The sequence below is a fragment of the Duncaniella sp. genome, assembly GCF_029054785.1.
Lineage (GTDB): Bacteria > Bacteroidota > Bacteroidia > Bacteroidales > Muribaculaceae > Duncaniella.
In genome coordinates this window covers 1-26121 of sequence record NZ_JAIDEN010000046.1, presented here as the reverse complement: position 1 = coordinate 26121, position 26121 = coordinate 1, and the positions used below count along the sequence as shown (strand labels likewise).

At 56.9% G+C, this 26121-nt stretch carries 23 protein-coding genes; 20 read left to right on the top strand and 3 right to left on the bottom strand.

The window, feature by feature from the left end; translation table 11 throughout:
- The first annotated feature begins 106 nt into the window (after positions 1 to 106).
- The 5 genes from K2H17_RS03060 to K2H17_RS03040 all read left to right on the top strand — a co-directional run bounded on the left by K2H17_RS03060 (position 107) and on the right by K2H17_RS03040 (position 5061).
- The gene (locus tag K2H17_RS03060; RefSeq protein ID WP_300131266.1) at positions 107 to 1063 is read left to right on the top strand and encodes an acetylornithine carbamoyltransferase; all 957 of its coding nucleotides are present in this window, start codon (positions 107 to 109) and stop codon (positions 1061 to 1063) included.
- Complete coding sequence (gene argB / locus K2H17_RS03055; RefSeq protein WP_300131271.1) at positions 1063 to 1842, top strand: acetylglutamate kinase; 780 nt, start codon at positions 1063 to 1065, stop codon at positions 1840 to 1842. Before K2H17_RS03060 ends, argB begins: the two co-directional genes overlap by 1 nt.
- Complete coding sequence (locus tag K2H17_RS03050; RefSeq protein WP_300131264.1) at positions 1802 to 2908, top strand: M20/M25/M40 family metallo-hydrolase; 1107 nt, start codon at positions 1802 to 1804, stop codon at positions 2906 to 2908. The genes argB and K2H17_RS03050 overlap by 41 nt, the downstream gene beginning before the upstream one ends.
- Before the next feature lie 101 nt (positions 2909 to 3009).
- Positions 3010 to 4305 carry an argininosuccinate lyase gene (gene argH / locus K2H17_RS03045; protein ID WP_300131261.1) on the top strand — a complete coding sequence of 432 codons (1296 nt, stop codon included), beginning with the start codon at positions 3010 to 3012 and terminating at the stop codon, positions 4303 to 4305.
- 240 nt (positions 4306 to 4545) lie between these two features.
- Entirely contained in the window at positions 4546 to 5061 is a 516-nt protein-coding gene (locus K2H17_RS03040; protein WP_300131259.1) for a ferritin, read from the top strand.
- A gap of 622 nt (positions 5062 to 5683) precedes the next feature.
- On the opposite strand, the gene K2H17_RS03035 is transcribed toward K2H17_RS03040, so the two are convergent.
- Both K2H17_RS03035 and K2H17_RS03030 read right to left on the bottom strand, forming a co-directional pair.
- Complete coding sequence (locus K2H17_RS03035; protein ID WP_300131257.1) at positions 5684 to 7078, bottom strand: hypothetical protein; 1395 nt, start codon at positions 7076 to 7078, stop codon at positions 5684 to 5686.
- Between the two features lie 178 nt (positions 7079 to 7256).
- Positions 7257 to 8312, bottom strand: a complete 1056-nt coding sequence (locus K2H17_RS03030; protein WP_300131255.1) for a hypothetical protein — start codon at positions 8310 to 8312, stop codon at positions 7257 to 7259.
- 76 nt (positions 8313 to 8388) lie between these two features.
- Here K2H17_RS03030 and K2H17_RS03025 point away from each other — a divergent pair, with 76 nt between their 5' ends.
- From K2H17_RS03025 to K2H17_RS02955, 15 genes are all read left to right on the top strand, one after another.
- Positions 8389 to 9246: a phospholipase A gene (locus K2H17_RS03025; RefSeq protein WP_300131254.1), complete on the top strand. Its 858-nt coding sequence runs from the start codon at positions 8389 to 8391 to the stop codon at positions 9244 to 9246.
- A 105-nt stretch (positions 9247 to 9351) separates the two neighbouring features.
- Entirely contained in the window at positions 9352 to 9804 is a 453-nt protein-coding gene (gene dtd / locus K2H17_RS03020; protein ID WP_300131252.1) for a D-aminoacyl-tRNA deacylase, read from the top strand.
- Positions 9805 to 9841: 37 nt separating this feature from the next.
- Entirely contained in the window at positions 9842 to 10180 is a 339-nt protein-coding gene (locus K2H17_RS03015; protein ID WP_300131269.1) for a nucleotide pyrophosphohydrolase, read from the top strand.
- A gap of 148 nt (positions 10181 to 10328) precedes the next feature.
- The gene (gene deoC / locus K2H17_RS03010; protein ID WP_300131249.1) at positions 10329 to 11213 is read left to right on the top strand and encodes a deoxyribose-phosphate aldolase; all 885 of its coding nucleotides are present in this window, start codon (positions 10329 to 10331) and stop codon (positions 11211 to 11213) included.
- 37 nt (positions 11214 to 11250) lie between these two features.
- Positions 11251 to 11868, top strand: a complete 618-nt coding sequence (locus tag K2H17_RS03005) for a CD225/dispanin family protein (protein WP_300131246.1) — start codon at positions 11251 to 11253, stop codon at positions 11866 to 11868.
- Positions 11869 to 11922: 54 nt separating this feature from the next.
- Entirely contained in the window at positions 11923 to 12324 is a 402-nt protein-coding gene (locus K2H17_RS03000; RefSeq protein ID WP_300131244.1) for a DUF2752 domain-containing protein, read from the top strand.
- Positions 12321 to 14489: an HDIG domain-containing metalloprotein gene (locus K2H17_RS02995; RefSeq protein WP_300131242.1), complete on the top strand. Its 2169-nt coding sequence runs from the start codon at positions 12321 to 12323 to the stop codon at positions 14487 to 14489. Before K2H17_RS03000 ends, K2H17_RS02995 begins: the two co-directional genes overlap by 4 nt.
- A 26-nt stretch (positions 14490 to 14515) precedes the next feature.
- Positions 14516 to 16843: a glycoside hydrolase family 3 N-terminal domain-containing protein gene (locus tag K2H17_RS02990; protein ID WP_300131240.1), complete on the top strand. Its 2328-nt coding sequence runs from the start codon at positions 14516 to 14518 to the stop codon at positions 16841 to 16843.
- A 117-nt stretch (positions 16844 to 16960) separates the two neighbouring features.
- Positions 16961 to 17518 (top strand): shikimate kinase, encoded by a 558-nt coding sequence (locus K2H17_RS02985; RefSeq protein ID WP_300131238.1) that lies wholly within the window; start codon positions 16961 to 16963, stop codon positions 17516 to 17518.
- A 33-nt stretch (positions 17519 to 17551) separates the two neighbouring features.
- Complete coding sequence (locus K2H17_RS02980) at positions 17552 to 18733, top strand: hypothetical protein (protein ID WP_300131236.1); 1182 nt, start codon at positions 17552 to 17554, stop codon at positions 18731 to 18733.
- A gap of 105 nt (positions 18734 to 18838) precedes the next feature.
- A complete protein-coding gene (locus tag K2H17_RS02975) occupies positions 18839 to 19486 on the top strand; it encodes a ribonuclease H family protein (protein WP_300131234.1) in 648 nt (215 codons plus the stop codon).
- Between the two features lie 256 nt (positions 19487 to 19742).
- Positions 19743 to 21221 carry a TolC family protein gene (locus K2H17_RS02970; protein WP_300131232.1) on the top strand — a complete coding sequence of 493 codons (1479 nt, stop codon included), beginning with the start codon at positions 19743 to 19745 and terminating at the stop codon, positions 21219 to 21221.
- Positions 21222 to 21295: 74 nt separating this feature from the next.
- Entirely contained in the window at positions 21296 to 22318 is a 1023-nt protein-coding gene (locus K2H17_RS02965) for an HlyD family efflux transporter periplasmic adaptor subunit (protein ID WP_300131231.1), read from the top strand.
- A gap of 87 nt (positions 22319 to 22405) precedes the next feature.
- Positions 22406 to 23563, top strand: a complete 1158-nt coding sequence (locus K2H17_RS02960) for an ABC transporter permease (RefSeq protein ID WP_300131230.1) — start codon at positions 22406 to 22408, stop codon at positions 23561 to 23563.
- Positions 23564 to 23620: 57 nt separating this feature from the next.
- Positions 23621 to 24829 (top strand): ABC transporter permease, encoded by a 1209-nt coding sequence (locus K2H17_RS02955; RefSeq protein ID WP_300131228.1) that lies wholly within the window; start codon positions 23621 to 23623, stop codon positions 24827 to 24829.
- Here the strand turns inward: K2H17_RS02955 and K2H17_RS02950 are convergent.
- Entirely contained in the window at positions 24767 to 25939 is a 1173-nt protein-coding gene (locus K2H17_RS02950; RefSeq protein ID WP_300131227.1) for a DUF4421 domain-containing protein, read from the bottom strand. The genes K2H17_RS02955 and K2H17_RS02950 overlap by 63 nt on opposite strands.
- Positions 25940 to 26121: the final 182 nt, after the last annotated feature.

Below are 26121 nucleotides of genomic sequence, written 5' to 3'. Positions count from 1 at the left end.
ACATAGCACGCTATGCTCCTTCAATTCAGAGCCATATCCATCTCAAAACTTTCGCTCAGATTTTAACTATTGTTATGAAACACCCTCTCAAAAACCCTCCTGAAAAATGCACCACTTCACAAACGTCACCGACATAGGCCCTCTTGACCTCGCCGTCAGAGAAGCCCTCGAAATCAAAGCCAACCGTTTCGGATTCTCAGACCTCGGACGCAACAAGACCCTGATGATGATCTTCTTCAACTCAAGTCTGCGCACCCGTCTGAGCACCCAGAAAGCCGCCATGAACCTCGGCATGAACGTCATTGTCCTCGATGTCAACCAGGGCGCCTGGAAACTTGAGACCGAGCGCGGGGTAATCATGGACGGCGACAAGGCCGAACACCTTCTTGAAGCCATCCCCGTCATGGGTTCCTACTGCGACATCATCGGCGTCCGCTCCTTCGCAGGTCTCAAAGACAAGGCCGAGGACTACGAGGAGAGAGTCATCAACCAGTTCATCCGCTACTCAGGCCGCCCCGTCTTCAGCATGGAGGCCGCCACGCGCCATCCCCTCCAGAGCTTCGCCGACCTCATCACCATCGAGGAATTCAAGACCAAGGAGCGCCCCAAGGTGGTCATGACCTGGGCACCCCATCCCCGCGCGCTCCCTCAGGCCGTCCCCAACTCCTTTGCCGAATGGATGAACGCCACGGACTACGACTTCGTCATCACCCACCCCGAAGGCTATGAGCTTGCCCCCGAATTCGTCGGCAAGGCCCGTGTCGAATACGACCAGCGCAAGGCCCTCGAAGGCGCCGACTTCGTCTATGCCAAGAACTGGTCGGCATATTCCGACCCCAACTACGGCAAGATCCTGTCAACCGACCGCGCCTGGACCGTCGACAGCGAGAAGATGGCCCTCACCGACAATGCCTTCTTCATGCACTGCCTCCCCGTGCGCCGCAACATGATCGTGACCGACGATGTCATCGAATCAGACCGCAGCATCGTCATTCCCGAAGCCGCCAACCGCGAGATCTCGGCCCAGGTTGTCCTCAAACGTCTTCTTGAAAGCCTGAAATGATGGACACGACAGTCAGAGTGATCAAGATCGGAGGCAATGTCGTCGACAACCCCGAAGCCCTCGCCCGTTTCATCGGCGACTTCGTGAAACTGCCCGGACGCAAAATCCTCGTCCACGGCGGAGGCAAGGAAGCCACACGCATGAGCTCGCGCCTCGAAATCCCCACCACCATGATCGAAGGGCGACGCGTCACCACCCGCGAGACCCTCGACGTGGTCACAATGGTCTACGCCGGACTGGTCAACAAGCGTGTTGTCTCCATGCTCCAGGCCGCCGGATGCAACGCAATGGGACTCACCGGTGCCGACGGAAACGCCATCAGGGCAAGCCGCCGCAAACCTGAGCCGATCGACTACGGTTTCGTGGGCGACATCGCTCCCGACGGCGTCAACGACTCCCTGATCGGCTCCCTGCTCGATGCCGGAGTGACCCCCGTCTTCTGCGCCATCACCCACGACGGCAACGGTTCCCTGCTCAACTGCAACGCCGACACAATAGCCTCAGCTGTGGCCACAGGCGTGGCCCGCATCGCCCCCGTCGAGCTGGTATACTGCTTCGAACAGCCCGGAGTCATGGCCGACATCGACCGCCCGGACTCCGTCATCCCCCTGATCACCCCTGAGACCTACGCCCGTCTGCGGGCCGAAGGAGTGGTCAGCAAAGGCATGATCCCCAAAATCGACAACGCATTCGCCGCAATCAACGCCGGCGTCAGATCCGTAACCATAAAGCACTCCGATGCCCTCAACCTGTCCACAGGCACTGTCATCAGAAATTGACCTGCTCAGACGCATGATCGCCGTCCCCTCCTTCTCCCGCGACGAAGGGGCCACCGCGCAGCTCATCTTCGACCATCTGGCCGAAAAGGGAGCCGCGCCCGTGCGTTTCCGCAACAATGTCTACGCCCTCTCCGAAGGCTTTGATCCCTCGCGCCCAACTCTGCTGCTCAACTCCCACCACGACACCGTCAGACCCGCCGCGAGCTATACCCTCGACCCCTTCAGCCCCGACATCCGCGAAGGGCGTCTCTACGGCCTCGGCAGCAACGACGCCGGAGCCTCCGTCGCCGCCCTGACCAATACCTTTCTCTCCCTGCGCGGCGCCACCCTCCCCGTCAACCTCCTTCTGGCCATCACAGCCGAAGAGGAAGTCGGAGGCGAGAACGGCATGAGAGCCTTTCTACCCCACCTCAGCGAAAAAGGTATCAGCATCAGCTGCGCGATTGTCGGCGAACCGACAGAAATGCAGCCCGCCATAGCCGAACGCGGACTCGTAGTGCTCGACTGCCTCACGGAAGGAGTGACTGGCCATGCCGCCCGCGGCGAAGGAATCAACGCCATCTACCGGGCCATGACCGACATCGAAGCCCTCCGCTCATTCCGCTTCCCCGCCGAGTCAGACATCCTCGGACCGATAGGGCTGAACGTCACCCAGATCAACGCCGGATGGCAGCACAACGCTATCCCCGACGAATGCAGATGGGTTGTCGACATCCGCACCACCGACGCCTTCTCAAACGAAGAGACCGTCAGCCTGCTGCGCACAGCCGTCAGCCCCCACACCACCCTCACCCCCCGCTCGACCCGCGTCCGCGCCTCGGTCATCAGCCGTGACCATCCGCTGGTCAGCACAGCCGTCGGCCTGGGGCTGACGCCCTTCGTCTCCCCGACCACCAGTGACATGTCGCTCATGTACGACTTCCCCTCACTGAAAATCGGACCGGGCCGGTCATCGCGCAGCCACTCCGCCGACGAATACGTCTGTCTCAGCGAGATCGAAGCCGCCCTCCCCCTCTACCGCAGCCTCATCACCCGCACCGCAAACCAATTGGCCCAATTTGACTAATTTGGCCAATTTGACTAATTGGCCTAATCTGACTAATTGGACCAATTAGACTAATTGGACTAATTAGCCTAATCCCCCCAAAAACAACCCCTGAAGAAAAAATGAAACTCTGGAGCAAGGGCTTCGAGCCCGACAAAATGATAGAAGAATTCACCGTAGGCCGCGACCGCGAACTCGACCTGCGCCTGGCCCGCTACGACGTAGAAGGCTCAATGGCCCACATCAGAATGCTCGAAAGCATCGGCCTGCTAAAAACCGACGAACTTGAAGTGTTGCTGAAAGCCCTTGGCGAAATCGCCGAAGTCATCGAACGCGGCGAATTCACAATCGAACCCGGAGTGGAAGACGTCCACTCCCAGGTGGAATTCATGCTGACAGCCCGCCTCGGCGACATCGGCAAAAAAATCCACTCAGGCCGCTCGCGCAACGACCAGGTACTCGTAGACCTCAAACTCTTCATGCGCGACGAACTTCGCCACATCGCCGACGCGACAGCCCGCCTCTTCAAGCGCCTCCAGGCCCTCAGCGAACAATACAAGGATGTGCTCATGCCCGGCTACACCCACCTCCAGGTAGCCATGCCCTCATCCTTCGGCCTCTGGTTCGGCGCCTATGCCGAATCGCTCGCCGACGATATGCAGATGCTCGTGGCCGCCTACAACATCGCCAACCAAAACCCACTCGGTTCAGCCGCAGGCTACGGCTCCTCCTTCCCCCTCGACCGCGAAATGACCACCCGTCTGCTCGGCTTCGAAACCCTCCACTACAACGTGGTCGCCGCCCAGATGTCGCGCGGAAAGACCGAACGCGCAGCCTCGATGGCCATCAGCGCAATCGCCTCTACCCTCGGCCATCTCGCAATGGACGTCTGCATGTGGATGTGTCAGAACTTCGGCTTTGTATCCTTCCCCGACGAACTGACAACCGGCTCCTCCATCATGCCCCACAAGAAAAACCCCGACGTCTTCGAGATCATGCGCGGAAAGTGCAACCGCTTGCAGAGCATCCAGAACGAAATCGCCCTGCTCACCGCAAACCTCCCGCTCGGCTACAACCGCGACCTCCAACTGCTCAAGGACATAATCTTCCCCGCAACCACCGAGATCATCGACTGTCTCGACATGGCCGACTTCATGTTGCAGCACATACGCATCCGCCGCGACATCATCGACGATCCCCGCTACGACTACCTCTTCACCGTCGAGGAAGTCAACCGCCTCGTGCTCGACGGAATGCCCTTCCGCGAAGCCTACAAGAAAGTCGGACTCGAAGTCCAGGAAGGCACCTATCAGCCCGTGCGCTCAGTCAGCCACACCCACGCCGGTTCAATCAACAACCTCTGCAACCCCGAAATAGCCCTCAAATTCCAAAAACTATACGACCGATTCAGTTGTTAGAGGTCGTTGTTTAAAAACAAGAGTTCAATCTGAGTGGTGTATCTTTTAGATAAATTGTTGTAAATGAGAAAGGAGCCATATTCACCTCAAAACTTTCGCTCAGATTTTAACTATTGTTGTTAAACAACCTCTTAGGCTAACCGTAAAGGAAAAAATATCCCCTTCAACAAGGCTTTTTTTACAGAAAGTTCTTATTTTTGCTTTCTGAAATTTTATGATCAACTCAAATCACAAACTGCAATGTTAAACAACAAAATTCAGGACGCAATCAACGCCCAGATCAACGCCGAATTCTGGAGCGCATATCTCTATCTTTCAATGTCGCTCCACTTCCAGGCCGAAGGAATGCCGGGCGTTGCCAACTGGTTCAAAATCCAGTTTCAGGAAGAACAGGCCCACGCCACAATCTTCATGAACTACGTCAACCAGCGCGGAGGCCGTGTAGAGCTTAAAGCCATTGACCCCGTCCCCACCTCATGGGCATCTCCTCTCGAAGCCTTCAAGGCTACACTCGAACACGAAAAGAAAGTGACAGCCCTCATCAACGATCTCTACTCTCTGGCTGAAGCCGAGAAAGACTACGCTACCCGCGACCGCCTCAACTGGTTTGTCAGCGAGCAGGTGGAGGAAGAAGACAACTGCCGCACACTCATCGACAAATACTCCCTCATCGGAAACGACGGCATGGGTCTCTACATGCTTGATCAGGAACTTGCAGGCCGCGTCTACAACGCACCCTCGATCCTTTCTGAATAATAGAATTCTCCAACACACACCACCAAGCGCCTCCGGCCGCGATACTAACCAATGTATCCCCGCCGGAGGCCTTTTTGTATTAAGCGCAACAAGCTATCGGCACCCCGGCTGCTCTGAAGCAGTTTCAAGGCAGCCCCTTATTGTAATGAACCTTCCAAATCCAAATATTTAACGACAATATCAAGGAAAAATTCGAAATACATCAAATACGTTAAAGTACGTTAAAATTTTCGGGGGGGGTAATTTTTTTAGTTAATTTTGCTATCATAAATAGAAATTACTTGATTCTACTATCTACATACTTTCATTTACCACCAATTTTACTACTACCTTCAATTAACTTAAAGCAAATATCACTAAACAACGAAATTCTCAAACACAAAGAGCCTCATTGAAGACTTTGTGATTCCAAAACAACTCATATAACCACTGATTTTACGTGAATCTTGGTCCTTGGGGTCTGCTTGAGCCCCTGAAATCTACAATCATTTTAAGGATCCAAGACCAAAAATCAATTTTACAGACAAATTGTTACTATCTGGCGAAGGACATCGGGAAGGTGTCCTTCGCTTTTGCCAACTGATTGTTCCATTAATAAATTGTGGGGAGCGTACCCGGACTCTCACTGCTCCTCCCCGGCGGCCTGGTAGGCACCGAGATTGGGCGCTCCGGGAAGGCGGCTGACTCCATAGAAGTCCTTCACGGCCTCCGGAAATGTCAGAGCCGGATCAGCCGCGCCGAGCGCAGGCGAATCGGGCTTCAGGCGATAGTCAAAATAATAGTCGTTGCGCACGGTGTAGTAGAGCGGATCCGTGTCCCAGATACATGACAGGAAATTGTCATCGTCACTGCCCTCGCTCTTGAACAGACAGCGCCGCAGCGTCACCTGGCAGCCTGAGAAATCGCCGACCGAGAGATCTGTGCCGTTGCCGTAGATGATACTGTTGGTGAAATCAGCCGTCAGATATGGCATCCCCGATCCGTTGTCGCTCTCCGAATTGTAGTGGTCAAACTGGACAGAAGCTCCACGGAGAACCGAGAAGAGATAGTAGTTTGCGATGGTCGAGTGATTGACCACAGTAGTCCCCCCGGTGATTGAAAATACCCCCTCGGCGGCCTCGGCCAGCTCGCAGCCGACAATACGCAGATCGGCATAGCGCGCCCTGAGCGTATAGCCCGCACTGTTGCGCAGGCGGCAGTTGAGCATAGTGACCTGCGAGAGCGAGTCGGCAAGCACACCGCTGACAGTGTTGCGCACGATCGTGTGGCTCAGACTGTTTCCACGGCTCTCAGGAGCGAATTCAAGCCCGCGCCATTGCGAGGCCATCAGGTCGAACGGGATCTGTCCCACGACGTTGCCCGTGCGGTCGCCGCAGAGATTGACCGGCTTCTCAGGAGTCCCCTCGCTGACGAGAGTCCCTTCAACGCGGCAGAAGGCCTTGTCATGGAAATGGAGAGTAGTGCCGGGAGCGAGTGTCAGAGTGGCACCCGGTCCGACAACGAGCGAATCGAAAATCTGATAGGGATATGTGGCCTCGAAACGCGTATCGGATTCGATGACCTCACCCTTGATGCGGCTGACATCCTGACCGTCGGCATGGACAACCACACTGCGGGTCACGCCGTTGGTCGTGAAGTCTATTATCCGGTTGATTTTCGAAAGGCCGGGAGCGCCGTTGGGGCTGAGAGTGGCCTCTACGAAGACAAAAATTGAGTCCTTCGGGCGTATCTCGACATTGTGGAAGCTCTCTCCGGCAAATCCGTCGACATTCAGACGGAAATCACTGCCGCCGCCACGCAGGGAGATGTCGCTGATGCTGATGATCCTGTCATGACGGTTATAGACCATAAAACGGCTGGTGGGTGTGGGCTGATCGGTGAACACCGTGCCCAGAAAGAGCGTGTCCACCGAAAATTCAGGCTGCGATGAGGGTGAAGTGTCGATACCGTCCTCTATACATCCGGCGAGGATCAGAGTGATGGCCGACATCAGGACTATGCTGAGGAGTGTTTTCATTCTTTCTATTATGGAGGCTATGCCTGTTCTGTGTTGTGGCTATGCCTACTCATAACGCTCATCCATCCCCTTTTATTGCCTGCATCTGAAGATGTTGCAAAACCTGCTGCAATTGGCTTTGGTTTGTGGATGTGCAAAACCTGCCGCAGTTAGCTTTGGTAGGTTTTACACCAACCTCTCAGTCGCTGACAGAGTCGGTCGCAGCCACCTCCCGGAAATAGGGAGCCAGGCGCGAACGCACGGTATCGGCGGCGGCGCTGACCGACCCGCCACGGTAAATCTGACGGCCAAGACTGTCGGTCACGATGAAAAACGGCACATAAGGCACCTGCAACACCCTGACGGCATTGTGGGCCACTCCGCCGGGGAGCCAGGCCTGCACCCATCTGGTGCTGTCGCGCCGGATCGAAGCCGCCCAGGTAGCGCTGTCTGACATGACGGTCATCTCAATCTCCTTGAAACGCTTCTTGTGAAGCTTATCCTGAAACTCGCGCAGGACAGAGCGGATGCTGTCCGGACGGTTGCGCCCGACGAAAGCAAGCAGGCTGTAACTCTGCATGGCCGGAACATAGCGGATCACGGTGTCAGGAGCCGCGCGGAAAGTCATTGTCCTCACATCGCCACGCGCCGCCGGAGTCAGTTGCTCGCCAAGAAGACCGGCAAAACCGCCGATCACCCCGGCAGGACGCGCCTCAGGGCTCAGGGCATTGATCAGCGAATCGGCAAGCAGCTCATGGCCGCGGGCCTTGAAACGGGTAGCCAGCAGCATGGCCGACGAGATGGCCGACGGATTCGATCTCACCTCAGCGGCAATCAGACGGTTGACCGCAAAGTCATCGCCCAAGCGCAACACCGAGTCATTGGCCGCAAGGAAAGCCGCATAGCGCTTCGAATCGTCATTACCCTTGATTTTGACCGACTCAGGCGAGCCAAGCGCCATCTTCACCTCCAGTTCGTCGCCGTTGCGGGCCACACAGCCGAAGAGCCACTCGCCGTCGACAGTGAACACCTCGACGAGAGTCGGCTCCTGCGAGACCCCGCGCAGCGTCACCTTGTCGTCGACAGGATGGAACGAAGCCCGACGGAGATCGCGGTCGACATAAAACATCTCGACACCCTTGTTGCCCAGACCCTTTATCTCGCATTTTATCATGAACTCTTCGTCATTGCCGCAGCCAGGCAGCAGAGCGAGCAGAAACAGCGGCAGGAGCAGAAATATGGAGGAATAACGCATAGTCTCAGAATTTTCAGGCAAAAATACGAAATTATTCTTAATTTTGCATCCAGACCGCCCCCTTCAACCAATCAGCATGAGAAGATTCCTGCACTACGCACTCTGCATACTATCCACGGCATTCCTCGCGGCTGCCTTTCCCCTCAGGACAAGCGCACAGATCGTCAACATCAACGACGACGAGATCGACACCGACAGCGTCAGACGCGCCTTTGACGACGGCCCCTACTTCGGACTCTACAAGGACAACTATTTCATCTTCGGATGTCCTGTGGGCCAGCGCGTCACACGCGAGAACTCCAACATCAAGTTTCAGATCTCCATAGCCCAGCGCCTGACCCGAAGCACCCTCCCCTGGGGGACCTATCTCTTCCTCTTCTACTCGCAGAAATGCTTCTGGAACGTGCTCGAAAACTCCCTTCCGATGACCGACCTGAACTTCAACCCCGGCGTCGGACTGACCAAACCGCTCTTCGTCAAAGGGCGCTTCGTCGGCAAGCTCAACCTCATCGTAGAGCATGAATCAAACGGCCGCGACGGCACCGCATCGCGCTCCTGGAACCGCATCAGCCTCGGCGGAAGCATCCTGATCGACCCCCAGATAGTGGTCCACGGCAAAGCCTGGATCCCGATCATCGACGGCGTCGAAAACAAAGACATCCTCGACTACTGCGGCATCTATCAGGTCGGCACCAGCTTCAACTCACAGAACGGACGCTTCGGCCTCGCCGTCAACCTCGTCAGGCGCAAAAGCTGGAAGATGAACTACAACACCACCGTCGAACTCAACTACCGCATCTTCAAGCGTGACAACCAGTTCCTCTTCCTGCAATACTACAACGGCTACGGCGAAGGCCTCCTCGCCTACAAGGAATTCCACTCCACCGTCCGCGTCGGCCTCGTCATCAAACCCCGCCTCTTCAGCGACTACTGATCCCCTCCCGCCTCAATGTCTGGCAAAAGGCCCGGTAGGGGCAGTTACGGTGGAAAAATCAGGAAAGATGATGCGTTGATTCATTTTTTTTGTATTTTTGCACTTATGAGATTAGTTATTCAACGAGTAAAAGAGGCTTCGGTCAGCATCGGAGGCTCGCTTCACAGTGCCATAGGCCCCGGTCTGATGGTTCTTGTCGGCGTGGCCGAGGGCGACAGCGAAGACGACGTGCGCTGGCTTGCCGCAAAATGCACTGCTATGCGAATCCTTGCCGACAGCGAGGGCGTCATGAACCGCTCTGTAATCGATGCCGGAGGTGAAATCCTGGCCGTCAGCCAGTTCACTCTCTGCGCCTCGACTCGCAAGGGCAACCGTCCGAGCTACATCCGCGCCGCAGGCCACGATCTGGCCATCCCCCTCTATGAGCGTTTCTGCTCGGAGTGCCAAGCCCTGCTCGGACGCGAGGTCAAAAAAGGTGTCTTCGGCGCCGACATGCAGGTCGCTCTGGTGAACGATGGTCCCGTTACAATTGTTATAGACTCAAAACTACGCGAATAGACAAGCCATGAACATCATCCCTACACCGGACGACTCGATCTCCCTGCGCTCTCTCCAGGCAACGGTCGACGAATGGATCACCACGACGGGGGTGAGGTATTTCTCGCCTCTGACCAACACCGCCATCCTGGCCGAAGAGACCGGCGAGGTGGCGCGCATCATGGCCCGACGCTTCGGCGACCAGTCATTCAAGGCCGGAGAGGATCCCGATGCCTTGGCCGACGAACTGGCCGACCTGCTCTGGGTGCTGACTGCTATCGCCAACCAGACCGGGATCGACCTGACCGAGGCTTTCCGCCGCAACATCGAGAAGAAGACGGCCCGCGACGCAACGCGCCACGCCTCCAATCCCAAACTCCACCGGGAGGAGGACTGACCGGCCCCGGCGGCCATCCCACCGCTCTAAGTCCACTCCACCCACCGGAATCACCCCCCCCACAGGACATCTCTCCGACACTGAACATCAAAAACCATAGATAACAAACAGAATCATCAACCCCAAACACAGAAAAAATATAATCATCATGGATAAGTATCAGCAAGTAATCGCCGACAGCCGCGTCACCACCTCCGACGCCGAAGTCGCAGCCAAAGTCAATGAAATCCTTGAAAAGCACCTCGCTGAAAACAACACCCCCGAAGTGCTCAAAAGACTTTTCAACTCGATTGACCTCACCACACTGAAATCGACCGACTCTCAGCAGTCCGTAGCCGCTTTCACTGAAAGAGTCAACGCCTTCGCCCACGAATATGCCGACCTGCCCAATGTAGCCGCCATCTGCGTCTACCCCAACTTCGTGCCCATCGTGCGCACAGTTCTCGAATGCAGCGACGTGGACATCGCCGCAGTTGGCGGATGCTTCCCCAGCGCACAGAGCTTCATCGAAGTAAAGGTTGCTGAAATCGGCCTCGCTGTCGAAGCCGGTGCCGACGAAATCGACATCGTCCTCGGCCTCGGCGACTTCTTCGACAAGGACTATGAAGAAGTATGCGACCAGATGATCGAAATGAAACACTCCTGCCGCGACTCCCTGATGAAGGTCATCCTCGAAACTGGAGCACTCAAGACAGCCGAAAACATCCGCAACGCCTCTATCCTGGCCCTCTACTCCGATGCCGACTTCCTGAAGACATCGACCGGCAAGGAATATCCCGGCGCTTCGCTCGAAGCCACCTACATCATGTGCGAATGTATCAAGGAATATTACGAGAAGACAGGCCGCATGGTAGGTTTCAAGGCCGCAGGAGGCATCTCGACCACCGAAGACGCACTGAAATACTACACCATCGTCAAGACCGTCCTCGGCGACAAGTGGGTAGAGACCTCGGAATACTTCCGTCTGGGCGCATCACGTCTGGCCAACGCCATCCTCTCCGACATTCTCGGAAAAGAGATCAAGTTCTTCTGATCAGATAAAATAAAAGAGATCAAATCATTCTGATCAGATGAAATACTGGATAATAACCGACAGCGTGCAGAAAGGCCCGCTGTCAATCGAGGAACTTTCAGCCATGCCGGAGATCACAATGTCGACTCCGGTGTGGCATGAAGGCCTCCCCGACTGGACCACAGCAGCCGGGATCCCTGAAATCGCCGCCATGATAGCCGCGCGCCAGACCCGGCAGTACGGCCAGCAGCCCTACGGCGCTCAGCCCGTCAATCCTGCCCGACCCTACCCGGCCAATCCCTATCAGCAGACAACACAGAACCCATACGCAGGAGGAGCCTACGGCCAGGGACGCCAGACCTACGGTGCAAACCCCTACGGACAGCAGCCTTACGGCCAACCGTCCTACGGACAGCCCTACGACGGCGCCGACCCCAACCGCATGCCCCCGATGCCTGACAACTATCTTGTCTGGGCCATCATCGCCACCATCTGCTGCTGCATCCCGACAGGTATCCCCGCCATCATCTATGCCTCGAAAGTCTCTCCCGCCTACATGCGCGGCGACTACAACGCGGCCCTCGACGCCTCGTCAAAGGCACAGCTGTGGGTGATCATCTCCTTCGTGGCCGGTCTGATCTGGGCACCGTTCTCAATGCTCATCGGCCTGCTCTGACAAGACGACCAACCATTGTCATCCCCATACAACACCTGAATTCCTGCGCGCCCTATGGACAGTCCGACACGCAAGCCATCCGCCCTGCGACACCCTCTGCTGACCGCCGCAGCCGTCACAGCCGCAGTCGGGCTGATCATTCTCTACTCCTCAGTCGACCCTTCGGCCAATCTTTATCCGCGATGCGGTTTCAGGATGCTGACCGGACTCTCCTGTCCGGGCTGCGGCTCGCAGAGGGCTCTCCACGCCCTTCTCAACGGCCACTGGGCCGAAGCCGTCAGATTCAACGCCCTCTTCATTGCCGAGATTCCGCTGATCGGGCTGCTGCTCCTCAGCCGCCTTCCCGGCAGACATTTCAGCCGGATGCGCCGCCTGCTCGGCGCCCGGACATTCATCCTGCTCATCCTCGCGACCATCATTATCTGGACCGTAGTCCGAAATATATTTGATATATGAACAAACTGCCATCCCGACAGCTTACATTCCGGGGTTTGCTATTCGTCATTGTGGTATCAATCTCCGTCTACTTCCTCCCGCGCACCAGCGAGAACCACTATGCCTTTGAGGAAGGACGCCCCTGGAGCTACGCGCTTCTGACAGCACCGTTCGACATTCCGATCCATCTTGACTCACTCAGCACAGCCAAGATCCGCGACAGCATCAACACGAATTTCGAGCCGGTCTTCACCCGCGACATCATCGCAGAAAAAACCATCGTCTCAGACTACACCACACGCCTCAACGCCACCACCGGGCTTGACATCACCCCGGCGCAGCGCAACCAGATCATCCGCGAGATCCGCAACGTCTATGACAACGGCATCGTGGACCGCGAAACCTATGCCAAGATCACGGCGGGCGAACTGCCGTCGGTGCGCTTCATCCATGACAACGTGGCCATCAGTATGCCCACCTCGGCCTACCTCTCAGCCTTCCGGGCCTACGAACATCTTGACAGCCTCTTCCGCAACAAGGGGATGCACCAGGCCGTATCGGCCACACGCCTGTCGGAAGTCCTCCAGCCCAACATCCTCATTGACACCGTCACCACCCGCCGCCTGCTCGACGAAGCCTTCCAGAAAGCGATGGCACCGGTCGGCATCATCCAGCAGGGAGAACGCATCATCGACAAGGGCGACATCGTCACCTCGCGCCTGGCGACCGTCCTGCGCACCTACGAGCAGATGGCCGACGAGCGAGGCAAAGGCACCATCAGCCAGCACTACTACCCTCTGGCCGGACAGATCCTCTACATGCTGATCCTCTTCGGCGCACTCTACGGCTATCTCTACATCTTCCGCCGCGACTACTTCGACGATGACCGCACCGTCCTGTTCATCATGACCCTCATCGGGATCTTCACCCTCTTCGCCTTCGCCATGCAGGCCGCGTTCAGGACAGGACTTTATATAACCCCGTTCACCATTGTCCCCATTCTGATCCTGGTCTTCCTGGACTCGCGCACAGCCTACTTCTGCCATCTGATCCAGGTACTGATCTGCGCCATCATCACCTCTTTCGCCCTCGAATTCATGTTCGTGCAGTTCATCGCTGGCGTAGTGGCCATCGACTCGCTCAAAGACCTCTCACGCCGCAGTCAGCTGATACGCACCGCAGCCCTGATCTTCATCGCCTACGCCATCTGCTATGCCGCGATCGAGATCATGCAGTCAGGCTCGCTCTCCCGCACCGAAGGCCGCATCTTCGGCTGCTTCGCCATCAACGCCATCCTCATCTCGTTCAGCTACGTGCTGATGTTCCTCGTGGAGAGAGTCTTCGGCTTCACCTCCCGCGTGACCCTCGTCGAACTGAGCGACATCAACAACCCACTTCTGAGAGAGCTTTCCGAAGAGTGTCCCGGCACGTTCAACCACTCGATGGCTGTCAGCAACCTCGCCTCAGCCGCCGCAAGCCGCATCGGCGCCAATGTGCAGCTGGTGAGGACCGGTGCCCTCTACCATGACATCGGCAAAATCAAAAACCCGGCCTTCTACACCGAAAACCAGCACGGTGTCAATCCCCACGACACACTCGACCCGATCCAAAGCGCCCGCATCGTCACCGGCCACGTCAGAGAAGGCCTCGCCCTGGCCGAAAAAGCCAAACTGCCGCAGATGATCCGCAAATTCATCTCCGAACACCACGGGGCCGGCACAGCACGCTACTTCTACACCACCTACTGCAACGCCCACCCCGACGAAACAGTGGATCCGGCAGCTTTCAGCTATCCCGGACCAAACCCGCAGTCCAAAGAAACCTCGCTGCTGATGATGGCCGACGCCGTCGAAGCCGCCTCCCGCTCGATGCGCGACCACTCGCCGGAAGCCATATCGGCACTCGTCAGCAAGATCATCGACGGCCAGATCGCCGACGGACTGCACAACGAATCGCCCATCTCGTTCCGCGACGTGAGCATCATCAAGGAAGTCTTCGCCCAGCGCCTGCGCACCATGTACCACTCGCGCATCTCCTATCCGGAACTCAAGAAAAGCGCGGCAGGCACCGCAGAGCCGACAGCCTCAGTGACAAGCCCGACGGAGAGCACTACCCCGGACAGCACACCCACAACCGGTGCAAAGCCCGACAGCGCCCCTGCCGACAACGCCAATAAACAATCCTGACATCAACATAACCGACACAAATCTCTATGCTCCGCAAATTAGCCCTACCCCTCTTAGCACTGGCTCTGCCTGCTGCGGCCTATGATCCGATCACCCTTCCGGTGATCCCCTCCGATCCCGCGATCGAGAAAAAAGTCAGCGAGACGCTCTCCCGCATGACCCTCGAAGAGAAAATCGGCCAGATGACCCAGATCCAGCTCGACATTCTCGGCGAGCAGACCCCGGACGGCACCTTCCGCCTCGTGCCCGCGAAACTCGACACGATTTTCGGGATCTACAAAGTAGGCTCGATCCTCAACGCGCCATATTCCTACTGCCTTGACGCCGAAGCCTGGAACACGATCATCCCGCAGATTCAGGAAGCCTCGATGAAATACATCGGCATCCCCTGCGTCTACGGTCTCGACCAGAACCACGGCACCACCTACACCAACGGCGGCACTCTCTTCCCCCAGAACCTCAACGTCGCCGCCTCGTTCAACACCGAGATAGCCCGTCGGGCGGCTGAGATCACAGCCTACGAGACCCGCGCGAGCGACTGTCCCTGGACCTTCTCTCCCACCCTCGACCTCGCCCGCGATCCCCGATGGCCACGCTTCTGGGAAAACTATGGCGAAGACCCGCTGGTCAACGCCCTGATGGGCGCCGCAGCCGTCCGCGGATTCCAGGGCGATGACCCGAACCACATCGACAAGGACCACATAGCCGTCTCCGTGAAGCATTTCATGGGCTACGGCGTCCCCTTCTCAGGCAAAGACCGCACTCCGGCCTACATCTCACCCTCGGATCTGCGCGAAAAGCATTTCGCCCCCTATCTCGAAGCAATCAAATACGGCGCACTGACCGTAATGGTCAACTCCTCGTCGATCAACGGCACTCCGGTCCACGCCGACTGGACGCTGCTCACCCAATGGCTGAAAAACGACCTCCAGTGGGACGGACTGATCGTCACGGACTGGGCCGACATCAACAACCTCTACACCCGCGAGAAAGTGGCGCGTGACAAGAAAGACGCAATCCGCATAGCCATCAACGCAGGCATCGACATGGCGATGGAGCCTTACAAGGTGGACTACTGCACCATCCTGCGCGAGCTTGTGGAGGAAGGGAGCGTCAGCATGGAGCGCATCGACGACGCAGCCGCCCGCGCACTCCGTCTGAAATACCGCCTCGGACTCTTCGACCAACCGAACACCACCCTCAAAGGCCATCCCGACTACGCCTCGAAGAAATTCAGCGAAGCCGCCCTCGAAAGCGCCGTCGAAACAATGGTGCTTCTCAAGAACGAAGATGGGCTGCTCCCGCTCAGACAGGGCACACGCCTGTTTGTGACCGGACCGACCGCCAACTCCATGCGCTCGCTCAACGGCGGATGGTCATACACCTGGCAGGGCCATCTGACCGACAGCTATGCCAAGGACTACAACACCATCCTCGAAGCCCTGACCGCCACATTCGGCGAAGCCAACGTCAGCCATGTCCCGACCGTCAGCTTCAAGAACGACGGCCACTATGAGGAAGAGACCGTCAGCGACTTCGCCCCGGCGCTGAAAGCCGCGCAGGAAGCCGACGTGATCGTGGCCTGCATCGGCGAAAACTCCTACTGCGAGACTCCTGGCAACCTCACTGACCTGCATCTCTCGGCCAACCAGCGCGAGATGGTCAAAGCACTCGCCACTACCGGCAAACCGATCCTTCTGGTCATCAACGAAGGCCGTCCGCGCATCTTAGCTGACATCGAGCCTCTGGCCACAGCGGTTGTCGACGTGATCGTTCCCGGCAATTTCGGCGGCGACGCCCTGGCACTGCTCCTGAGCGGCCAACGCAACTTCTCGGCGAAACTTCCCTTCACATATCCGCGCGAAATCAACTCGCTCGTCACCTATGACTACAAGGTCAGCGAAGAGGTCGGCAAGATGGAGGGAGTCTACGACTACGATGCCCGTGTCAACGTCCAGTGGCCTTTCGGCTACGGAAAGAGCTACACGACATTCGCCTACTCCAACCTTCAGGTCGACAAACACGAATTCGGACCGTCAGACATCCTGACCGTCACCGTCGACATCACCAATACGGGATCGGTCGACGGCAAAGAAGCCGTGCTGCTCTACTCGTCGGACCACGTGGCGTCCATTGTCCCTGACAACAAACGTCTGCGCGGTTTCAGCAAGACAGCCCTGATGCCCGGCGAGACACGTGCCGTCCGATTTACCATCCCTGCATCGGATCTTGCATTTGTCAACGCCAGAGGCCAGTGGACCCTTGAAGCCGGCGAGTTCACGCTGAGCGTCGGTCCGCTCAACGCAACAGTCAGCTGCACAGAAAGCTATACCTGGACCAGACCGAACATCTGATCCGCAAAAAATTCCCTGCTGCAAAGATAGAGCCTCCGGACGCATGTTCCGGTGCGATAATGCGGAGAGGGGCAAAAAAATTTTTAGAGGCACAAAAGCCGAATACACTGAAAACAGATGAAGACAATCTTTCTCATAGGCTACATGGGCTGCGGCAAATCGACGCTCGGAAAGGCGCTTGCACGGCGCTGCGAGCTTGATTTCATTGACCTCGACGACTACATCGAGGCCCGTGCAGGCAAAAAAATACGCCAGATCTTCGCCGAAGACGGCGAGGCAGCCTTCCGCGATATGGAACGCCGGATGCTCCTCGAAGTCAGCACAGAGGGCAAACGCGACGTGATAGTGGCCTGCGGCGGAGGCACCCCCTGCTTCGGAGGCAACATGGAACTGATGCAGTCCAGGGGTCTGACCGTTCTGCTGAACGCCTCGGAAGAGCGTCTGTTCGAACGGCTCAAGCGCGGACGCCACAAGCGGCCTCTGATCGCGGCTCTCGACGACAGTCAGCTTGAAGAATTCGTCAGACGGCAGCTCGCCGAACGTATGCCCCATTACAGCCGGGCAGCGGAAACCTTTGACAGCACCTGCCTCGAAGACGAAGACCAGATCGAAGAAAAGTGCAAGGCCTTCATCAGCCGCTTCGGCCTGAAGCTCAAAGAACAGCAAGAGGATTAGAGATTGTTTAAAAACAAGAGAGCGTTTGGAAATATGTCACAGTCAACTCCCACCCCACAGACACAGCCGCAGGAAACACTGACTGACCGGCGCAGCCTCACAATAGGACTGCCGGCCTGCCAGAGTCCATCGGAACGCCGCTTTCCGCTGACACCTGAAGCAGCCGCCGAACTGATCGAACGCGGCTTCCGCATAAAGATGGAAGCCGAGGCAACGGCGGCGATCAACTACACCGACAACCAATATATGCGCGCAGGAGTGAGCGTAGGCACACGCGAGGAAGCCTTGGGCTGCGACATAGTCATACATCTCGCACCGATGGAAGCCGCGGATGTCAGACGCATGCGGCGCGGCGCCATGCTTCTGACCCTGCTCAAAGCGCGCTACCAGCGGCCCGACGCCATCAAGGAACTTCTGCGCCGCCACATCATAGCCATAGCCCTCGACCTGATCGAAGATACAGAAGGCTGCACACCTTTCGCCGACATCCTTTCGGAGATCGACGGACGGGCATCCGTGGCGATGGCCTCGGCACTGCTCGCCGACTCGGCCCGCGGCAAAGGGATCCTGCTCGGAGGAGTGGCCGGAATCATCCCCTGCGAAGTCCTGATCATCGGTTCGGGCATAGCGGCCTGTGCGGCAGCCCGTTCGGCGATGGGACTGGGAGCCACGGTCAGAATGTATGACAACGACGTCTACTCCCTGCGCCGTGCCTCGCAGGAACTCGGCCCGTGGGTGATCACCTCAAGCCTCCACCGCCACACGCTGGAAAACGCACTGCGCGCCGCCGACGTGGTAGTGGCAACACCGACCGCCGAACCATTCAGCGCCGGGACGGAACTGACCTCCGTGATGAAGCGCGGAGTGCTCGCCTTCGACCTTTCGTCGGACAGCGGAGAAGCCTTTCCGGCAATGACCCCGGTGGATCTTGCCGACGCATTGGCCGTCAGCAAGTCGGCATCGCTGCGCGAGCGCATCTGCTTCGTCCATGCAGGCTGCGCGGTTGCGCGCACGGCGGCGATGGCCCTCAGCAACACCCTGATCACTCTGATGAACTCGATTGTCAGCTGCGAGGGTGTGAGCAACGCTCTGAAAATGCTGCCGGGAATGCAGAAAGCCACTTATACCTTCTTCGGGCGCATAGTCAATCCGCAGATAGCCAAGGCGACCGGCATGCGCAGCGTTGACATCGGCATCTATCTGACTCTCTCATAGCCCGCCTCCTCCACAACTCTTTCCACTCACCCCACAAAACAACATCACTCTCCAAAGGAAACAGAAACAACCCACCATCCACCTACCCCCATACAAAGAACATCTATGGCCCCACGAAAAAAATTCTATGTTGTCTGGAACGGTTTCGCCACAGGAGTATTCGACTCCTGGGAAGAGTGTCAGCTCCAGGTCAAAGGCTATCCCGACGCCCGCTTCAAAAGTTTCGACTCACAGGAAGCAGCTGTTGCCGCCTACCGTGGAGACCCCGCCGAACAACTCGAACTTCTTTCGGCCATAGCCAAAGGTCCGGCCCAGCCGCATGTCAACTACGAAGCCTTCCCGGAAATCAAGCTCGACGCCCTTGCAGTGGACGCCGCCTGCTCACGCAATCCAGGGCCGGTTGAATATCAGGGAGTCTGGGTGAGAACCGGCGAACGGATTTTCCATGCAGGGCCGTTTGAAGGCGGCACAAACAACATCGGCGAATATCTGGCGCTTGTCCACGGACTGGCGCTGCTGACGCAGCAGGGACGTCCGAACGTGCCGATCTACACCGACTCACGCACCGCCCGCTCATGGGTGCGCAACCGTCAGCCGAAAACGAGCCTCAAACCCACTGCGGCCAACGCGCAACTGTTTGAAATGATGCGCCGCGCCACACTCTGGCTCCAGACCCACGAGATCACCAACCCGATCCTCACGTGGGACACCCCCGTCTGGGGCGAAATCCCCGCAGATTTCGGGCGGAAATAGCAGTCATGGCCCCTCTGAAAGGGCGATCCGCAAAACAGGCTAAAATTTCATCTGTTTGGGATAATTATCTTAAAGCCAAATTAAACTTTTAACCTAAAAAAGAGGTTATATTTGCAGACCCGTTTCGAAAGCACTATCGGCGGGCCAAAGAGTATGTTTACTTTTAGAGGTTGTTTAAAAACAGTCTCTAAATCTTAACATAAGCCAAAAGTGAACAAACTCTAAGATCTCACGTTTTCAACAAACTATCCCAATCATGGCAAAACGCAGACTTATCATCGCCCTGCTTACACCCCTGGCCCTCGTTGCGGCCGCGATCAGCCCCTCGGAACTGCCCTCGGAAGGCAGCGTCATGAGCCTCGAACAGTGTCGGCAGTTAGCATTGAAAAACAACAAGGATCTCCGCCGGTCGGCCCAGCAGATCAAGGTGGCCGGCTATGAGAAAGACCAGGCATTCGCAGCCTATCTTCCGGCAATCGACTTTGCCGGAGGCTATATGTACAATCAGAAGGGTGTCTCTGTGTTCGGTTCCGACCAGTTGCTGCCGATCAAGACATTCAATCCCGAAACCAAGGGCTATGAGTTCGATCTGGTCAAGAATCCGGTCGACGGAAAACCGGTCATAGTTGACGGAAAACCGATTCCGGCACAGATGGCCTATCTGCCCAAAGAAGCACTGAGCTACGACCTGCACAATGTCTTTTTCGGCGCCGTCACCCTCACCCAGCCTATATTCATGGGGGGAAAGATCGTGGCGATGAACAAGATCACCGGCTATGCCGAACAGCTTGCCGAAGCCATGCACGACAACACCGCACAGGACATCATCTATGCCGTCGACGCGGCCTACTGGCAGGTTGTCTCTCTCAAAGCCAAACAGAAACTCGCGGTCAGCTATGTCAATCTGCTCGACACACTCAGCCACAATGTCGGGCTGATGGTGGAACAGGGAGTGGCCACCAGACGCGACCAGCTCACGGTCGATGTCAAGCTAAACTCCGCGCAGGTCGATCTGACCAAGGTTGACAACGGCCTGGTGCTCTCGCGCATGGCCCTCGCCCAGGTGTGCGGCCTTCCGGTCCACACCGTCTTCACCCTGGCTGATGAAGACGCCGAGACGATCATGACGACCGCCCCTGTGGCCCGCAGCTATGACATGCAGCAGGTCTACGCCTCGCGCGAGGATCTGCGCGCGCTGGAATTGGGCGTGAAGATCTACAAGGAGAAAGAAGCCGTTGCGCGGGCCTCGATGATGCCCAATCTCGCGCTTGTAGGCTCCTATACCTTCTCCAACCCCAACATGTTTAACGGTTTTGAGAAGAAATTCAACGGCATGTTCTCGGTCGGCGCCATGCTCACCGTGCCCATCTGGCACTGGGGAGGCAACTACAACAAGATCCGTGCCGCCAAGGCCCAGACCACAGCCGCCCGCCTCCAACTTGACAATGCCCGCGAGTTAGTTGATCTTCAGGTCAACCAGGCCTCATTCAAGGCCGACGAGGCACTGAAGACCTTCGCCATGACAGAGACCAACCTGAGCAAAGCCGACGAAAATCTCCGCTGTGCCGAACTCGGTTTCCGCGACGGAGTCATGACAGTGGACAACGTCATGGAAGCCCAGACCGCCTGGCTCAAGGCCCATTCAGAGAACATCGACGCCCGCATCGAGGTCTACCTCTGCGACGTCTATCTCAACAAAGTGCTCGGCAGGCTCGACACCGCCGCAGGAGAGTAAAGGAACTCCACGGCACACCTATTTATATACAGTGAATTCAAAAAATCAACATCATAACAAAATCATCCACAGTCATGTCAGACACGCAGAACAACTCCGCCGCTAAAGCAGAACGCAGCGAGAACCGCATCCTCATGGTGGCCCTTGCCGTCATGACAGTCATCTGTATCGTCCTTGCCATCATAGGATTCTGCTTCCTCAACAAGCCCTCAGAGATAGTCGAGGGCCAGGCAGACGCATCGTCTGTCCGCATCTCAGGCAAACTGCCGGGACGCGTTGTCAAACTCTATGTCCATGAGGGCGACATCGTACACGCCGGTGACACGCTGGTCCACATCCACTCCTCACTGGCCGACGCCAAGCTCATGCAGGCCGAGGGAATGGAGACTGTGGCCCGCACCCAGAACCGCAAGGTAGACGCCGGTACCCGCTCGCAGATCATCCAGGCCGCCCGCGACATGGCAGCGCAGGCCGAAGCCGCCGTCTCGATCACCCAGAAGACCTACACCCGTATGGAGAACCTCTACAAAGAGGGAGTGGTCTCCGAGCAGAAGCGCGATGAAGCCAAAGCCGCCTATGACGCCGCCGTCGCCGCCCACCGCGCGGCTCAAAGCCAGGTTGACCTCGCTGTCACCGGCGCTCAGAAAGAGGACAAGGAGAGCGCAGCCGCCCTTGTCGACGTAGCCAAAGGAGGAGTTGCCGAAGTTGAGAGCCTTTTGGAGGACCAGTATCTGATCGCCCCCTGCGACGGCCAAATCGACCAGGTCTATCCAGAGGAGAGCGAACTCGTATCGCTGGGAGCGCCTATCATGAGCCTTCTGAAAATCAGCGACAAATGGGTCACTTTCAACGTCCGCGAGGAACTGCTCAACGACATGCCCCTCGGAGGCGAGATCGAGATCATGATCCCCGCCCTCGGACAGAAGAAAGTCAAAGCCAAGATCTACTATGTCCGCGATCTCGGCAGCTATGCCACATGGCAGGCAACCAAAGCCACCGGCCAGTGGGACAGCAAGACATTCGAAGTCAAGGCCCATCCGCTTGACACACTTCCCGAACTCCGCCCCGGCATGAGCGTGGTCTATTTCAAGAAGTAAGGAACTGTAAGAGGTTGTTTAAAAACAACCTCTAAAAAATAACCTCCCGGACCGCTCCGGTCCAACCACAAACCAAATCCCCACAAGATGTTGCTCACCGACATAATCAGACGCGAACTCCGGCTCATGACCTCACGAAAGATCTATGTGGTCATGATGTTAGTGGTGCCCCTGGCTTGCACTTTCTTCTTCCTCAACCTCATGCACGAGGGCTTGCCGCTGAAGGTGCCGGTGGGGATGGTCGATCTCGACCACTCCTCGCTATCGAGGCAGATCGGGCGTTCGCTCAACGCCTCAGAACTCATCGACATAAATTCGGACTTCGAAAGCTATCACGAAGCCATCACCGGAGTCAAGAGCGGAGAAATCTACGGCTTCTTCCTGATCCCCGCCGACTTTCAGAAAAAAGCGACAGCCGGAGAGCAGCCGAGCCTGTCATTCTTCTCCAACATGACCATCTTCGTGCCCGGCTCACTGAGTTTCAAGGGCTTCAAGACCATAGCCGTCACCACCGCCGGAGGCATCGTCAAGACAACCCTTGTCAGCGCCGGAGCCGACGAGGCCACGGTCGGATCGCTGGTGCAGCCGATGGTGGTGCGCACCCATCCGCTCAACAATCCCTGGACCAACTACTCGATCTATCTCTCCCAGTCGTTCATCCCCTGCCTCCTGGCACTCATCATCCTCTTGGTGACGGTGTTCAGCATCTGTCAGGAACACAAGACGGGGAGTTCGACCGAGTGGCTCGCCGAAGCCCGCGGCCACATGGGGATCGCGCTGCTTGGCAAACTGCTCCCGCAGACCTTCATCTTCACGGCTGTCGGACTGGCCATCCAGGGAATCATGTTCGGCTTCCTGGGCTTCCCGCTCAACAACCATCCGGCCCACATGGTGTTTGCGATGCTGCTTCTTGTGACCGCCACACAGGGTTTCGCGGTGTTCGTGACCGAAATGCTGCCCAACTTCCGCATAGCCCTCTCGATTGTCTCGCTGACCGGCATCCTCTGCTTCTCGATAGCCGGATTCTCGTTTCCGGTAGAGAAAATGTATGGCGGAGTTGCGATCTTCTCCTACATCGTCCCCATCCGTTACTACTTCCTGATCTACATAGACCAGGCCCTGAACGGAATCCCGCTCTACTACTCGCGCTTCTACTATGCGGCGCTGCTGGCGTTCACCCTGCTGCCGCTCATCGGTCTCAGACGCCTGCGCAAGCAATGCGAACATCCGGTCTACATTCCCTGATCACATCCAACCTGCGACTGACACCCACACAATATATCCCCACACCCACGAGAGATTATGAATTGGTTTAAAAGCTTATTCCGCGTATGGCGCCGTGAGACGCGCCTGGTCTTCACCGACGTCGGTGTCCTCCTGTTCTTCTTCGCGCTTCCCCTGGCCTATCCCATCGTCTACACCCTCATCTACAATCCTGAGGTTGTGAAGAAGATCGACACGGTGGTGATCGACAACTGCCGCACGGCTGAAAGCCGCGAACTCGTGCGCAATCTCGGCGCCACACAGGGTTTCAACATCATCGGATATGCCGCCGACAAGCAGGAGGCCAAGAGAGCGTGGATGGAGAAGAAAGCCTACGGCGTACTGGAGATCCCCGCCGACTATGACCGCAAGATAGGCCGCGGCGAGCAGGCAGTCTGCTCGTTCTACTCCGACATGTCGCTGCTGCTGCGCTACCGCCAGTATCTCTTCTCCCTGACCGACCTCCAGATGCACGAAGTCTCTCAGATCACGGCCCGGCGTCTTGCCGACGGCGGACTTCTGACAAGCACTGTCGGGGGACTGCCGGTCAACACCCAGGCCAACTTCCTCGGCGATGTCTCGCAGGGATTCGCCTCGTTCGTCATGCCGGGCATCGTGGTCCTGATCCTCCAGCAGAGTCTGCTGCTGGGCATCACCATGATCGCCGGAACGGCTGCCGACCGCCGACGCAAGAACCGCGGCTACGATCCTCTGGACTATCAGGCAGGGACGCTTGCCACAGTGCTCGGAAAATCGCTCTGCTACCTGATGGTCTACCTGCCTCTGAGCTACTACATTCTTGAGCTGGTCCCCTGGATGTTCTCGCTCCCCCACATCGGCCATTTCCGCGACTTCATGCCGCTTATCTTCGTGATGCTTTTGGCCACAACATTTCTGGGCCAGACGCTCCAGGTCTTTGTCCGCGAACGCGAATCGTCGCTGCTGGTCATCGTGTTCACCTCCGTTGTCTTTCTCTTCCTCTCAGGCCTGACCTGGCCGCGCTATGCCTTCAGTCCGTTCTGGAAAATGGTCTCCGACCTGATCCCCGCAACCTGGGGCATGGAGGGTTTCATCCGCATCAACAGCAACGGGGCCACTCTGGCCGATGCCAGCCACTACTATCTGAGTCTGTGGGCCTTGACCGGGCTCTACTTCGTGACAGCCCTCATCATGCGCCATTTCACATCAAAAGCGCATGCCGACTGTCAGAGTGAGGGAAGAAAAAGTGCTGAAGTGGGTGAAATTTGAGTTGTAGTAGAGCGATCCGGTAGATCTGAGCTGGGCCGAGGCAAAGAGCTTGCGGTGGTTGTAGACACAGCTCAGCCAAGCCTTGTAGTTGTTGGCAACAAGATTCCGCCGGCCATCCGTGGCATCTTCATAGGTATATTTATAGCCCAGCGCGCCCATCAGAGTCAGGTTCAGAAGCCATCGGCGCGGCTTGAGGACCCAGTTGCGGGCATAGCCGCCCAGGATCGCAAAATCCCGGTGATGGAATTTATATGACAGCTGCCCCAGAGGCAAGGCATCGCGCATGTCCTCCGGAAGCCCCGAAAAATCCATCTTCGAGTCAGTCTCCGCAAGATTCAGCCCGACGATAGCCGTCCCGGCCGTGCGCAGCTGATATTTCGAGAAACTGTAAGCCGCCGCGTGGGAATAGCGGCTGTGGTTGAAGAAATAATAGGCGTCGATGTTGGCAGTCTTGATGCTGATGTCATCAAAATTATAATTAATATCCTTGCCGTCGTTATAGTCGCCGATATGCGTCAGTATCATGCCGCCTTCCGATGAAACCGTGCTGTAATTAATCGAAAAGCGCGAGCATGTGAAGTCGAAATTGAAAGTGTGGCGCTTGGTGTCATGGTCAAACAGCTTGTCCATGTTCCACATATAGCCCAGGCTGACAGCCATGAAGCTGATGTAGGCACCCGCGTCGGAATAAAGGTTGGAATGCATCGACAGCAGGGAGTTTTTCGGGAAAAGCATCGTCTGCGTTTCGGTCCAGCCGTAGACCTTGCCCTGAAGTTTCCAGTTCTTTCCGGTGCCGACCACATAGCGTTTGTCATAAGAGTTGAACGTGCGGTCACCCCAGTTGTAGATGTCAAGGAGCACACGCGGAAAAGCAGGATAATATATAGTAGAGTCATGTATCTGGAAACGGTTATCGATCAGCTGCCCGATCCATCGGGTCTTGCTCCCGGTCTCGACAAGGGAATCTATCGGGAATGCCGGTGCAATGCTGTCAGCCGCCAGTCCGGAGCAAACGGCCACGGAATCAGCCGGCAGCTCAACAGCCGACATTTCCAAAGCCGCCGCAATCGTCATGACCGCCGGCAATATATGCTTTACACTTGTCCACATAACCTGATTGAAACCTAAAAACAAGTGCAAAATTAAGCAATTTCCCTGCAATATCCTTGCCATCACATCAAATTTGCCAACAATACGCACAATCCGCAATTTATCTAAGAGGGTGTTTCATAACAAGAGTAAAAATCTGAGTGGTGTATCTTTTAGATAAATTGTTGTAAATGAGAAAGGAG